The 13,879-nt window shown below is 36.1% G+C and carries 12 protein-coding genes; 4 read left to right on the top strand and 8 right to left on the bottom strand.

Features of this window, described 5'->3' with window-relative positions:
• Positions 1-32: 32 nt before the first annotated feature.
• The 3 genes from DKK70_RS05780 to rnm all read right to left on the bottom strand — a co-directional run bounded on the left by DKK70_RS05780 (position 33) and on the right by rnm (position 2,308).
• Positions 33-737 carry a DUF3592 domain-containing protein gene (locus DKK70_RS05780; protein ID WP_110433127.1) on the bottom strand — a complete coding sequence of 235 codons (705 nt, stop codon included), beginning with the start codon at positions 735-737 and terminating at the stop codon, positions 33-35.
• Between the two features lie 32 nt (positions 738-769).
• Positions 770-1,390 (bottom strand): L-threonylcarbamoyladenylate synthase, encoded by a 621-nt coding sequence (locus DKK70_RS05775; protein ID WP_110433126.1) that lies wholly within the window; start codon positions 1,388-1,390, stop codon positions 770-772.
• Positions 1,391-1,477: 87 nt separating this feature from the next.
• On the bottom strand, positions 1,478-2,308 hold the full coding sequence (gene rnm / locus DKK70_RS05770) for an RNase RNM (RefSeq protein WP_219999693.1): 831 nt from the start codon (positions 2,306-2,308) through the stop codon (positions 1,478-1,480).
• Positions 2,309-2,378: 70 nt separating this feature from the next.
• Here rnm and rraB point away from each other — a divergent pair, with 70 nt between their 5' ends.
• Positions 2,379-2,771, top strand: a complete 393-nt coding sequence (gene rraB / locus DKK70_RS05765) for a ribonuclease E inhibitor RraB (protein ID WP_034882928.1) — start codon at positions 2,379-2,381, stop codon at positions 2,769-2,771.
• A 67-nt stretch (positions 2,772-2,838) separates the two neighbouring features.
• On the opposite strand, the gene DKK70_RS05760 is transcribed toward rraB, so the two are convergent.
• From DKK70_RS05760 to prfA, 5 genes are all read right to left on the bottom strand, one after another.
• Positions 2,839-5,505, bottom strand: coding sequence for a beta-N-acetylhexosaminidase (locus tag DKK70_RS05760; protein WP_110433125.1), 2,667 nt, complete (start codon positions 5,503-5,505; stop codon positions 2,839-2,841).
• A 9-nt stretch (positions 5,506-5,514) separates the two neighbouring features.
• Positions 5,515-6,924, bottom strand: coding sequence for an OprD family outer membrane porin (locus tag DKK70_RS05755; RefSeq protein WP_110433124.1), 1,410 nt, complete (start codon positions 6,922-6,924; stop codon positions 5,515-5,517).
• 448 nt (positions 6,925-7,372) lie between these two features.
• The gene (kdsA, locus tag DKK70_RS05750; RefSeq protein ID WP_110433534.1) at positions 7,373-8,227 is read right to left on the bottom strand and encodes a 3-deoxy-8-phosphooctulonate synthase; all 855 of its coding nucleotides are present in this window, start codon (positions 8,225-8,227) and stop codon (positions 7,373-7,375) included.
• A 17-nt stretch (positions 8,228-8,244) separates the two neighbouring features.
• Complete coding sequence (prmC, locus tag DKK70_RS05745) at positions 8,245-9,081, bottom strand: peptide chain release factor N(5)-glutamine methyltransferase (RefSeq protein ID WP_110433123.1); 837 nt, start codon at positions 9,079-9,081, stop codon at positions 8,245-8,247.
• A complete protein-coding gene (gene prfA / locus DKK70_RS05740) occupies positions 9,078-10,163 on the bottom strand; it encodes a peptide chain release factor 1 (RefSeq protein ID WP_110433122.1) in 1,086 nt (361 codons plus the stop codon). The genes prmC and prfA overlap by 4 nt, the downstream gene beginning before the upstream one ends.
• 344 nt (positions 10,164-10,507) lie before the next feature.
• On the opposite strand from prfA, the gene DKK70_RS05735 reads away from it, so the two are divergent.
• The 3 genes from DKK70_RS05735 to DKK70_RS05725 all read left to right on the top strand — a co-directional run bounded on the left by DKK70_RS05735 (position 10,508) and on the right by DKK70_RS05725 (position 13,868).
• On the top strand, positions 10,508-11,692 hold the full coding sequence (locus tag DKK70_RS05735; RefSeq protein WP_110433121.1) for a carbohydrate porin: 1,185 nt from the start codon (positions 10,508-10,510) through the stop codon (positions 11,690-11,692).
• 147 nt (positions 11,693-11,839) lie between these two features.
• Positions 11,840-13,027: a mannose-6-phosphate isomerase, class I gene (gene manA, locus DKK70_RS05730; RefSeq protein WP_110433120.1), complete on the top strand. Its 1,188-nt coding sequence runs from the start codon at positions 11,840-11,842 to the stop codon at positions 13,025-13,027.
• Positions 13,028-13,139: 112 nt separating this feature from the next.
• A complete protein-coding gene (locus DKK70_RS05725; RefSeq protein WP_110423082.1) occupies positions 13,140-13,868 on the top strand; it encodes a GntR family transcriptional regulator in 729 nt (242 codons plus the stop codon).
• The last annotated feature ends 11 nt before the right edge of the window (positions 13,869-13,879 follow it).

Below are 13,879 nucleotides of genomic sequence, written 5' to 3'. Positions count from 1 at the left end.
TACCTTCACAGGTATCTCTATTTAAGGATGATTTATTTTACCTTAGGTAAAAAACTAATATCGACATAATAGCGTTTTGCATTTACTACATCAATATAGACGGTTATGGTCTCTCTATTAATGAAAGGCGTCGGATCAAACCAAATATTTTCACTTTTAAAAATATATATATCATCAGGGGTTAATTTATCTTGCCACTGACTGTAAATGACATAAGGGGAGCGACCTTGAATAACTATGGCTGTATTAACCTCAATCGAAGTTATTTGTGCTTCAACTTGTCGACCATTGGTTAGCATTTTACGCTTAAATCGGTTTTTTCTAACATTAAAATAAAAATAACTCCCGCTAATTAAAAATAGGACAATTGCCAATATCCCAATAATAATTTCAGTAAACCACAAGGTGAAAAGGTTATTAATTTTTGCATGGTCAGGATTTTCAGGATTGTAGATAATCTCAACCACCTCTCCTTTGCGATAAGTGGGCGGATTACTACCGACATCTGATTGAAGCTTTCTTACTCGTTGGTGGTTATCTACAAATAAGAAGATAGGATGATAAGATAATGATCGTGTACCATCAGAGTTTCTTATATAGGACACTTCTAAGTCAACCACAGTGCCGGTAGTTATTAGTGATGAATTAATAAAATTTATCTGTTTGATAGAGAAAAATCCTAACAATAACATTAATCCAATACTAAGCACTAAAATAACCGACATTATTTTCTTCATTTTATTTTTTCTTGTTAATTGCTCAATTTTATTTATTCAAAAGGTGTTATATCACCACTGCCTTTTCGAATAATATCTGGATAATCATGGGTCAAATCAATAACCGTCGTTGGTTGTTCGCTAATGTAACCGCCATGAACGATAGCATCGAGTTGGTGACCGATTTTATCTTCAATCTCTTCAGGATCGGATTGGGCTTCATTTTCATCAGGTAAAATGAGAGTTGTGGTCATTAAAGGTTGCCCTAACAATTCAAGAAGCGCTAAATCAATCTTGTTATCCGGAATACGCAATCCGATTGTTTTGCGTTTTTCGTTCATTAATCGTCGTGGTACTTCTTTGCTGGCTTGCAAAATAAAGACATATTTACCTGGCGTATTATTTTTCAATAACCGAAAGGTGGTGTTATCGACATATGCATAAGATGAGAGTTCCGATAGATCGCGACACATTAATGTGAAGTTATGGTGCTTATCCAGATTTCGGATTTGACAAATACGATCTACGCCATATTTGTTATCAAGTAAACAGCCTAGTGAGTAACCTGAATCAGTAGGAAATGCTATCACTCCACCGTCATTTAATATTTTGACAACTTGATCCAATAATCTGGTTTGTGGATTATCCGGGTGTATATAAAAGGTCTGGCTCATAATAATCTTCTTTCATAATTGCTGATTAAAAAATGTAAGGAACGAATTTTTTGTCATGGTTTAACAAATTAAATGCGTGATCTAATATCAGCGCCAATCAGACCAAATTGGCGTAACACTGCCCGGTAATGGCGCTGTTTTACCTAAATCAAGATAATTTACCAAATCATGAAAATCCGAACCTTGTGAGGCCAACAATTCAAATTCATTAGCCAATTTGGCTAGTTGCTGTAGATCTTCTTGAGTTTGTCGACTTTGTGAAACTTCAATGGCATCACCACCATAGGTTTTAAATTCATTAATTAATAATTTTAATTTAGTCAAGGTTAAATCATAACGAGATGGGTGAGCTAAAACCGCTTGTCCACCAGCGGCATGGATCACCTTAACCGCATCGGCAATGCTACAACAGTTTGCCGGAACATATGCATAACCACTTTTGCCTAAATATTTTTTAAACGCTTGTTTGATATCTTGCACATAACCACTCGCCACTAAAAAACGAGCAAAATGGGAGCGCGAAACAATATCGCCTTTGGAGAATTGTTGAGCCTGCTCATAAGCGTCATGGATGCTCACTTTAGCCAATTTTTCACTAATGCTAATTGCCCTATCAATTCTCCCTTGCTCTTGAGCTAATAACAGTTCAAGCAACTGCAAATTTTCAATATCGACATTCAAGCCAACAATATGAATTTCGTTATTTTTCCATATGGTTGAAACTTCTACGCCATAAATTAATTTTACTGGTAGGTTTTCACGCACGATGGTCTCTTTTGCTTCTGGCAAACCTTTGACTGTATCGTGATCAGTAATTGCTAACATACTGATTTGATTATCAGCAGCTCTTCTAACTAGTTCACTTGGGGTTAAAATACCATCTGATGCAGTAGTGTGCGAATGTAAGTCGACGATCACTTTTTTCTCGAAAATTATTTTTAAAAGTGTAATATACCACACAATTTGCACGACCACTAAAAGGTATATTATGAAAGATCAAATTCAACTTGCTCAGCAAGACACGCTAGCTATTATTCAAGAACTTTTAGAAGACGGTAGTGATCCGCATGCGCTCTACATTATTGAACATCATATTTCATCACAAAACTTTGATAAGTTAGAAAAAGTAGCAGTCGAGGCTTATAAATTAGGCTACGAGGCAACTGATCCAGATGAAGATGTTGATGATACAGGTAATTTTGTTATCGGTTTTGACATTATTACTGAAAGTCCATTAGATGCTGAGTTAATAAATGCGCAAATTGCCGAAATCATTACACTGGCAAACCAATTTAACGTTAATTATGACGGTTGGGGAACCTATTTCGAAGATGGTAGTGATGACGAATTTGATGATGAAGCTAATGAAACCATTCATTAATGAATGATGGCTTTTTAATTAAGACTATTCCTATCCGCCAGTAAACGGATAGGAATAGCTAAAATGTTTATTTCAGCTGTTCAACACGACTTGTTCTTTTATTATCAGCCGAGACACTGCGGATCGAAACCGCGCCATTTACCGCTACCGGGCCGTTGTAAGCCTGCCAATTTTCGCCTTTATCGGTTGAATATTCGATAGTTAAGCCAGGAAAAGCAACATTAGCAACTAATTTGCCATCTTCAATCTTCGCTCCAGGAACAGGAAGACGATAGTTAATTGAAGCAAGATCTAATTTAGCTAATTCTCGTTGACCAATTAAGTTAGCAAAGTGATTCCAATCGTTGTGCAGTTGTTGTTGATCAACATATTGCGTTTTGCCTTGTTGGAATTCACGATCTTTTTGATAGTCGGTTTCCCATTCAGCTTTATGCCATGCCCGCTCAGCAACACTCAATAGTCGAGGATAAGCCATGTAGGCCAATTTATCGTCGGTGCGAATATTTTCCGTCCAGATTTGTGCTGATAAGCCATAGGCGCCTGGCCAATTCATGGTACCTTTAGCGGCAAATACATCACCATTACGATCGAATGAGGTTTCCGCATTTTGTGGTAAATTATCCGGTGCAAAACTGAATATTTTGCGTTCATCATTAAAGCGTGAAGCCCAATAGTAACCACTTTCTTTTGGATTAACTTCATAAGGCATATCTAAATAAACATAATCAGGGTTAGATACGATGACTTTATAGCCTTTATTGGCAAACTCATTGACTGAGTCATACCCGCCCCAATATAAGTTATCCCAAAAATTGACCACCACTTCATCGGTAGCAAAAGCTTTGGCATTAGTGGCAAATTTTACCCCATCTTGCCAAGCCTGCATGCGATTAATTCCATTATTTTTTATGATTTTACTCACTTCAACCGCAAAATAACTTGGTAAATGTTCAATATTTTTTACTATGCCTTGCTTGACGAAGGTTTGGCATGCTGGTGATTTTGCCCATGGATGATCTTCGACACTTTGATCGATTAAACCTTTACCAGCCTCTTTTTGCGCGGCATGAATATCTTGGTAACCATTGCCGAAGTGAATGTTTTTAGCCTCATCACCACCAAAATGCCATGTTGAAATCGGTTGTCCAGCTTCAACGTGCATTTTGGCTATTTCGCTAATTACTTTATCAGCAAATTTTTTCGAAGAGTCTAAACATGGGTTTAGGTAACTCTGCCGATTATAGAATTGTACTGTGGTGGTATTGGAGGTATCACTTGGGTCAAGTAATCGATATTCATTAGCCTCATTTGGTTTTCCTTGATCCATAAGGCGTTGATATCTCACTTCCATTGACATGATAGCTGCTCTGGCATGGGCTGGCATGTCGATTTCTGGAATAACTTCAATAAATCGCGCATTGGCATATTTAACGATTTCGATATAATCTGCGCGGGTAAAGTAGCCACTGCCATTATTATCACTGTTTGGCCCAGATCCAAGTTGTGGTAATAGACACTGTTTTTCAGTTAAATCATGACAACGTTTACTGCCAAAATCAGTGAGTTCTGGTAGGCCGGGGATCTCAATTCGCCACCCTTCATCATCACTTAAGTGGAAGTGGAATTTATTCATCTTATATTTTGACATCATATCAAGTAACTGTAATACCGCTTTTTTGCTTTTGAAATTTCGACCGGTATCAAGCATCATTCCACGATATTCAAAACGAGGCGCATCTTCAACTGAAAGTGTATTAATGATTGACGATTTGCCAATTGACGAGAGAATCGATTCTACAGCATAAAAAATACCACTCTCATCAAAGGCGACAATAGTAGCGCCTTCTGAGGTTATATCAAGCTTATAACTGCCATTAACACCTTTTTCAAAGGCTGTTTTGTCAATCGATGCTTTGACTTTATACCCTTGCTTTGTCACAGCAATATTTAATTGTTTAAAATGACTTTCTAACACTGATTGGCTAGCTTGTGCTAAGCCATTAAGCATTAAATTAACACCGTTTTGATTGAGGGTAATGGTCTCTTTGCCAACCGTAAGTTTAACTGGGGTTGGTAAAATTTGGCCTTGCAATAAATCTGTTGCAATTTTTTTAATGTCACTATTGCGTTGGTAACGGCTTTCAGGGGTCATTAAAATATTATGATCGTTAGGTGATATCTTCCATTGTTCACCTAGTGGAGCCACAAATGCCGACAAATTATCAGAATCAGTATTGGTGTTGGCAATTATTTTAGGTTTAGCATCCGTTGAAGTTACATACCAGCGAGGCATCACATCACTTTCACTTATTTGCCAATATTCACCAATAACTGGGATAGTTACCTGTGCGTTAGCAGGAATATTGGTAAATTTTTCTGTCGGTTCTAATTTATGTAAATCACCGGTTACATGAGTAATTTTATACTGATCATTATTAACCGCTAAAATCATGCGAATATTATGGAAGTAGATAGCCCAATCTTTACTGGTTATTGCTGGTCCTGTGTTTTTAAGCGTTAAGGTCACTTTGTTACAAGAAGCCCAATCTGCGCCTAATGCTGCACAATCTACCCCTGCGTTTACGGCGTTGTTATCGACTATTTGATAATTTAAGCGGAGCTGTGAACTCATCGTATCAACTATTTGTTGTGACGCATTAACCGATTGACTGGCTCCTAGAGTTAATAATGATGTGATCGAAGTAGCAAGTATAGCTGATTTAAACTTTTTCATATCGGTTACCTATTTTTGTTTAGCATTGAAAATGGTGAAAGGGAAAGTAACAATAAATTTAATATCACGTTCATCTTGGAAAATATTGCCATAACCTTTTTCCCAGTCTGGGATATTGGTGTGATTGTTATATTTGGTGAAATGAAGTTGTAAAGAGGTATCTTTTATCCAACCATTTTGTACGGTATAACCCAAATCAAAGTTATAAGCTGATTCAATTAAACGTTTTTTCTGATTAAATTGTTTATTTGTGCTTGGTTTGGCATCCCAACCATAAGCATAAGATGCACCGGTTTTCCAACCCGTTAAGTAATGGTTTAAATGACCTAAATCATAGGTGACCTCAAAAAATGCGGCTTTTTCGCCATTGGCATTAAAGTCAGAACGAGAATTCCACCAAACATCTAATCTTCCATTAGATGATGCATAATCAGGCGTCATACGTTGCAAGAAGAACCCTTGCTCCCCTTCTGCTTTTACCGAAACCCCTTCAAGTCGTAAACCAACAGGACCAACTTGGTAACCTAAAGTCGCTGCTTGCAACCACGCTAAACCATCATAAACATTGGCACCTTTATGAGATTGATCTTTAGCGCCATAAAACTGATAACTCATGGTTAATGGATTATTTAACACATCTGTTTTATAAGAAGCTTTCGCAAAAAATTGATTCATATAATTCTGAGCTTGGCCAAAGGCGCTTTCGAGTACAAGATCATTCTTAAAATCATATTTCATACCGGCTGAGTGTAAAAAATCGATTTTTTTGCCTTTTCGCCAGCGTTTGAATTCATAGAGGCGTTTATACCAAGGCGCTTTGTATTTATCTGTCCACATATAGGACATAGATAAAGCGCCAGCAGCATCAAAATCAAGTACGGTGCCTACTTCTGCTCCACGATAAGTACCAGGTAATAAACTCCAATGCGGTGCTAATAAAGTTTGCCCTGAAGGTTGAATATAACCGGCCTTGATCCAAAACAACTCATCAAGTTTAAAATTAAGTTGTGCTTTATAAAAACTTAAGCCACTGACATCTTTTTTCCAATCTTCATTCCAACGAGTATTAGCACCACTAAAACCAATCTCATTCGGATGCCCTTTACCGCCATTACTGACTTCCCATGCGCCATAACCACCCAATTCAATAGCTAGCCGATCAGCAATATAACCTGACTTAAAATCTAAATTGGTATTAAATGATGAATGTCTAAGATTTTTCTCATATTTATGAACTTCAATATTTTTTCTTTCCCGATCACGATTCCAGAAAAATACATTACCAGTTAGTGAAGCATCATCGACAAAATCACTAGCATACTCAGCTTGCGCTGGACATATACTGGTTAACACGGTGATAGATAAAATAAGTTTAGTAAAAAGATTTAAACGACAGGGTAATAATTCATTATTATTCATAGTTGCTTCCCTAAAATTAGGCTGTGTAAACGAGCATTAAAATTGCCAACTTTTGATTGGTTTTTATAAATTAAACTAAATTTTCAACTGCTTTTAATTGTTGTTTAGACAATATTTACTGAACATATTTAAAGTGTAGATAAGGTAAATATGCATTTTTATAATACATAAACATATTTTAGTCCGCGAATTAAATGATCTTAATTCGTGATCTAAATCACCAAAAAATTAAAAATTTGGCTTTTTTTTGTGAAATTCGCCACACTTTTTTTACCGAATAAATTAATTGATTATTTTTTCTAAATTTTGCGGTGAAGATATGGCGATGACATTAAGAAAGGAAATATCTAAGAATAATAATTAAAAACAAGTCGCTAATAAAAAAACAGGCAATAAAAAAGAGAAATGCATAGCATTTCTCTTAATTATTAGTCATTTTGAACTTAAATTAGTTTTCAGTATCAAGCTCTGCAAAGCTTTTAACGAGTTCATCAATGGCTTTCATCTGTTGTAAGAATGGTTCAAGTTTGGCTAATGGCAATGCTGATGGACCATCACATTTTGCATGGCTTGGATCAGGATGTGATTCTAAAAATAATCCCGCAATCCCCACTGCCATACCGGAACGAGCTAATTCAGTAACTTGACCACGACGACCGCCTGAGGCTGCCCCCATTGGATCACGGCATTGTAATGCATGAGTTACATCGAAAATCACCGGCGATCCATTGCTAACTTTCTTCATGATATTAAAGCCAAGCATATCAACCACTAAGTTATCATAACCAAAGCAGCTACCACGATCACAAAGAATTACTTGATCATTACCTGCTTCTTCAAATTTTTCGACAATGTTGCCCATTTGACCTGGGCTCACAAACTGTGGTTTTTTAACATTAATTACGGCACCAGTTTTCGCCATTGCTACAACTAAATCGGTTTGTCTTGCTAAAAAGGCTGGTAATTGAATAACGTCAACCACATCAGCAACTGGTTGACACTGCTCTTCAGTGTGCACATCAGTAATAATTTTCACGCCGAACTGTTGTTTCAATTCTTGGAAGATTTTCATTCCTTCTTCTAATCCTGGTCCGCGATAAGAGTGAACCGATGAGCGATTAGCTTTGTCAAAAGACGCTTTGAAAATATAAGGAATATTGAGTTTGTCGGTTACCGTGACATAATGTTCACAAATTTTCATTGCTAAATCACGCGATTCAAGCACATTCATGCCACCAAATAAGACAAATGGTAAATCATTGGCGACCGTGATATTACCGACTTTTACTTTTTTTTGTTTAATCATAAACTTATTCCTAGTTAAGGTTTAAACCAACGACCAAGGGTGACTCTATCATTGCCACTGTAGTCAGTGATGGTTTCGACTAATTGAAATCCGTGTTGTTTAAAAATTGTTTGGACTACTGAGCCTTGTTTCCAACCATGTTCGATAAGCAACCAGCCATATTGGTTCAAATGTTTGGTTGCACCTTGGACAATAACTTTAATATCGGCAAGGCCATTATCTTCAGCCACTAAAGCGCTGCGCGGTTCATAACGCACATCGCCTTGTGATAGATGAATATCAGTTGGGTCGATATAAGGCGGGTTACTGGTAATCATTGAAAATTTGCGATTTTTAATCGGCTTATACCAATCACCTTGTAAAAAGTAAACATTGTTGACACCAATTTGATTGGCATTTTGCTGGGCTAATATCAAGGCATCTTTATTCTTTTCAATTGCCGTAAATAAGCAGTCAGGACGTTCAGTCGCCATGGCAATCGCTATCGCCCCAGTACCTGTGCCCAAATCTAATACTTCACAAGGTACTTTTGGCAAATAATCTAAACCAAGCTCGACCAGTTTTTCAGTGTCAGGTCGAGGTATTAAGGTCGAATTAGAAACATTAAATTTTAATGACCAAAATTCTTTTTCACCGGTGATATACGCTATTGGTTCACCGTCTTGACGCCGTTTTAAATTACCATCTAAAGCAATGAGTTCATCATCAGTTAATAACGTTTCACTAAATGCCATTAAAAAGGTGCGCGTCCTATGCGTAACAAAACTTAATAAAATTTCAGCATCACGCTTAGGACTTTCACTTTCGGTCAAGGTTTGCGACGCAAATTTAAGCCAATCTAAATAGGTCATTCATCCTGTTCCGATAACGCTGCAAGCTGATCTGCTTGGTATTCTTGAACAATTGGTTCGATTAACATATCCAACTTACCTTCCATCACTTCATCCAAACGATAAATGGTAAGATTGATACGATGATCTGTCACACGACCTTGAGGATAGTTATAAGTTCGGATACGGTCTGAACGATCACCAGAACCTAATAAATTACGTCGGGTTGACGCTTCCTCTTGTTGGCGTTTACGCATTTCAGCATCTTGAATACGCGCGGCTAACACTGACATGGCTTTCGCTTTATTTTTGTGTTGGGAACGCTCATCTTGACACTCAACCACAATCCCGGTTGGCAAATGGGTAATACGAATTGCCGAATCCGTGGTATTAACATGCTGACCACCGGCACCTGATGAACGATAGGTGTCAATTTTTAAATCAGCAGGATTAATCTCTGGCATTTCAGCTTCAGGAATCTCAGGTAAAACCGCCACAGTACAAGCGGAAGTGTGAATACGCCCTTGTGATTCGGTTTCAGGTACGCGTTGAACACGATGTCCACCTGATTCAAATTTTAAGTGCCCATAAACACCATCACCACTTACTAACAAGATCACTTCTTTATAACCGCCATGTTCTCCATCATTAGAGCTCATGATTTCAACACGCCAATTGCGAGATTCGGCATAGCGAGTATACATTCTGGCTAAATCACCAGCAAAGATGGCCGCTTCATCGCCACCAGTACCAGCTCGAACTTCGACAAAACAGTTATAGTCATCATTTGGATCTTTCGGTAATAAAAGTACTTGCAACTGTTTTTCTTGTTGTTCGACTTGACTTAATGCTTGGTTTAACTCTTCTTGAGCCATTTCACTCATTTCAGGATCGGCAAGCATCATTTTAGCTGTTTCAATATCTTCTTGTGTTTGCTGCCAATTGGCAAAACACTTAACCACATCGGTTAATTGTGCATATTCTTTTGAAAGGGTACGAAATCGGTTTTGATCGGCAATAACCGTTGCATCGGATAGTAATGCTTGAACCTCTTCATAACGCTCTTGCAACGTTTCCAATTTACTGATAATTGAAGGTTTCATAACTCTATATATTTGATAATGATTAAATGAATTTGCTCGGCATTATATACTCAATTGCCTTTAAAATACAGTTTCTGCTTACTTATAGTAAAGTTAAATAACATTGTTAATTACATCATATTAATAATAAATAATTAATCGATTCACCTAAAAATGTTACCTGTGTCACAAATTTTGATTTTGCTCATTTTAAAACATCGTCACTACATATAACATTTTATGTAAACGATGTCATCACGAATCCATAAGCATTTCTTTAAAATTGCACCACCGTTATTTGTTAAATATTGTTATCGCATACATAAGTATTGTTAAATATTATAACTATTCAAGGAGTTAATTTTATGAAGAAGATGTTTATATGTAGTCTAGTTGGATTAAGTTCAATGGCAAATGCGGCTATTGAGTGGGATACGCCACAAGGACAGTTAAAGTTATATGGAGACGTCGAATTTAACGTTGATGCCGCTAGTAGTAAACAGCAACTTAGTTCTTTAAAAGAGACTGCGGATAAAAAAAATAAACCGGCTGATAAGGATCGTTGGGATATCAATGGACGTATATTAATCGGTTTAGATGGCTATCGTGAAATTAACGACAAGAATTTTGCTGGTTTCGTAGTGCAGCCATTAGCGGATTTAAGTGGTGATATGAATCTAGATGATGCAGCATTTTATTTTGGTCAGAAACAAGAGTGGAATATTAAAATTGGGCGTTATGAAGCTTATGATATGTTTCCGCTTGGACAAGACACCTTTATCGAATATTCAGGCAATACTGCCAATGATTTATATGAAGACGGCTTTGGTTATATTTATATGATGAAAGAAGGCCGAGGTCGGAGTAAAAATGGTGGTAGTATTCAATTAAATAAACCGCTATTTAATCATATGAATTTCGAATTAAATGCCTTAATCAATAATGGCGAAAAAATGTTTAATAAATCGACCTATCATGGTTATCAAATTGATAAAAAGAAAAATGTGGTCTATCTACGTCCGGTACTATCTTGGAAGAATGACAGTTTTTCAACCGCCATTGCAGCCGAAACCAATGTGGTTAAAAACGCTTACGGTTATTATGATGATAACGGTAAATTTCGCGATCAGTCAAAAAGAACTGGATATGGCGCAACTTTTTCATGGAATAGCGAAGATGATTGGGACGCTGCCAACAAAGGTTTTAAAATCAATACCAGCTTTGCCTATATGGATGCTAAAGATGAAAAAGATATGACTATTGGTACCGATATTGTGTGGGAAAAAATCGGTTTAGGATACTACTTTGCAAATAACGATATTAAAAAATTTAATCCAGATAATCGGATTAAAGATGGTCATATCAATAATAAAGGAAAATATAAAATTCATACAGTTAATACATCTTATTTAATTGATAATGTTTTAGATATGGATAATTTTAATATCTATTTAGGTGCTTATTGGTCGTTACTTGATAGAAATAAATCACATGGCGATAATACCGATGATCGTTATGGTGCTCGGGTAAGATTTAAATACTTTTATTAATTAACCTGACTAAATAGTCAACTAAGCCAGTTTAATCTCTAAGTTAAACTGGCTTTTTTATCATTTATTGCAGATAATTATGGCAGTAGTATATTTATCACATAACTTATCGATATTGATGAGTCAAATAGTTTAAAGGATGTAAATATGAGTCAAACTATATGGAAACTTGAAAATACCACCAAGCATTATGATTGGGGCAGTATTGATGGGATAACCAATTTCTTTGGTATTGCAAATCCAACGTCACAACCAATGGCGGAAATCTGGATGGGGGCTCATCCACTGGGGTGTTCTTTAGTTTTTGACGCTAAGCAAGGAAAAATCAGGCTAGATAAATTAATTCAAGAGAACCCAGAACAAATGTTAGGCGCTAAAACTTATCAAAATTTTGCCTCACTTCCTTTCTTATTTAAAATTCTTTCCGCTAACAAAGCTTTATCTATTCAAGTTCATCCAACTCTTGAAAATGCAAAACTTGGTTTTGCTAAAGAGAACCAACTAGGTATTGCACTTGACGCAGCAAATCGAAATTATAAAGATCCTAATCATAAACCTGAACTTATATATGCATTAACACCATATAAAGCTATGCGTTCCTTCCGTCAAATTGAAGAAATTGTCACGCTTTTTGAAACAGTAGCGATACCTGATTTAATTGAACCAATATCACAATTAGCAAGCAACCCGCATCCAGATCAATTAAAACATTTTTTTGCCTACCTATTAAACCTCTCTGAGTCGGTAAAAAACTCGTTGATTGAACAGCTATTATTGAAAATTAGCTCATTTGAAGAAGAACCATATTTGACCATTAAAACCTTAGCTAACGATTATCCTAACGATATTGGTTTATTTATGCCGTTGCTATTAAATGTCATCGAACTTCAGCCTGGACAAGCGATGTTTTTATCTGCCAAAACCCCACATGCTTACCTGTCTGGTACTGGGCTGGAAATTATGGCTAATTCAGACAATGTACTCAGAGCAGGTTTAACACACAAATATATAGATAGTTCAGAGCTTATTAATAATACTGATTTTACTAGCCTAGCACTAAATCAATTGTTAACTAAACCTATCGTGAAGGACAATAAAATTGATTTCCCTGTACCTGTCAATGATTTTAAGTTTGAAATTATCCAAAGTGATGAAAACATACGTAATGAAAAAGTCGATAGTGCACAGATTTTGTTGTGTCTTGATGGTAAAGTCACATTATCGACCGACACTGAATCACTAACATTGCAGAAAGGTGAATCAGCGTTTATTGCTTATCAAACTGGTCTTTACAGTTATACCGGAGTAGGCGTTTTAGCTAAAGCGTTTGATTAATTTTTTGTAATAGGGTAAAAATTATTATTTTTTAATAGGTTAAATACGTCTGTTTTACACAATAAAACGAATATATTAATATGTTAAAACATAATAATTAACAATTGTCATCATGGTTTCAGATAATAAAATTCCACGTCATTTGTTTATACAGCAAGATTTATTAAAAAAAATCCAATCGGGGGAGTATGCTCAAGGCCAACTAATCCCTAAAGAGTCTGAATTAACTGATATCTATCAAGTCAGTCGCCCTACCGTCCGTCAAGCTATTCAGTTTTTGGTTAATGATGGATTCCTTGAGCGCCGAAAACGTCGTGGAACGATAGTTAAACAACAAAAAATTAATCAAGAATTTACCCATATAATTGAAAGTTATGATTCAGAAATGAATCGTAAAGGACTTCATCCAACCACTAAAGTTCTAACTTTCAAAGTGGATAAAGCAACCAGTGAAATTGCAAACAATTTAGCTATTAATGAATTAGATGCTATATATAAATTAGTTCGACTACGTTATGCGGAAAACAAACCAATAGTGCTCGTGACCACTTATTTACCGGTAAAATTATTACCTAATTTTTTACATAATGATTTTAAACACCAAAAGCTTTATTCAGTCTTAGAAAAGATGAATTTGCCTATTGTCCAAATACGGCGAAAATTAGATGTTTTAAAAGCTGACGAAACCACCAGTGATTTATTAGATATTGAAGAAGGTGATCCTATTTTTTATTTCCACTCTGTTGGCTATAGTCACGATCGAACGCCAATTGAATATTCAATATCAAAATATCGTGGTGATATTAATTCATTTGTGTTTGAGCTAAATCATTCTAGCTAATTTTGAAAAAA

The sequence above is a fragment of the Gilliamella apicola genome (genome assembly GCF_003202655.1).
Classification (GTDB): domain Bacteria; phylum Pseudomonadota; class Gammaproteobacteria; order Enterobacterales; family Orbaceae; genus Gilliamella; species Gilliamella apicola_R.
The sequence above is the reverse complement of the archived record's forward strand: the minus strand, read 5'-3'. Positions and strand labels throughout refer to the sequence as shown.

Excerpts from the sequence above, each read along its gene's own strand:
- manA (WP_110433120.1), top strand. The coding sequence starts at position 11,840 with ATGAGTCAAACTATATGGAAACTTGAAAATACCACCAAGCATTATGAT.
- prmC (WP_110433123.1), bottom strand. The coding sequence starts at position 9,081 with ATGACCTATTTAGATTGGCTTAAATTTGCGTCGCAAACCTTGACCGAA.
- DKK70_RS05735 (WP_110433121.1), top strand. The coding sequence starts at position 10,508 with ATGAAGAAGATGTTTATATGTAGTCTAGTTGGATTAAGTTCAATGGCA.
- rraB (WP_034882928.1), top strand. The coding sequence starts at position 2,379 with ATGAAAGATCAAATTCAACTTGCTCAGCAAGACACGCTAGCTATTATT.
- DKK70_RS05725 (WP_110423082.1), top strand. The coding sequence starts at position 13,140 with ATGGTTTCAGATAATAAAATTCCACGTCATTTGTTTATACAGCAAGAT.
- DKK70_RS05760 (WP_110433125.1), bottom strand. The coding sequence starts at position 5,505 with ATGAAAAAGTTTAAATCAGCTATACTTGCTACTTCGATCACATCATTA.
- DKK70_RS05780 (WP_110433127.1), bottom strand. The coding sequence starts at position 737 with ATGAAGAAAATAATGTCGGTTATTTTAGTGCTTAGTATTGGATTAATG.
- DKK70_RS05755 (WP_110433124.1), bottom strand. The coding sequence starts at position 6,924 with ATGAATAATAATGAATTATTACCCTGTCGTTTAAATCTTTTTACTAAA.
- DKK70_RS05775 (WP_110433126.1), bottom strand. The coding sequence starts at position 1,390 with ATGAGCCAGACCTTTTATATACACCCGGATAATCCACAAACCAGATTA.
- prfA (WP_110433122.1), bottom strand. The coding sequence starts at position 10,163 with ATGAAACCTTCAATTATCAGTAAATTGGAAACGTTGCAAGAGCGTTAT.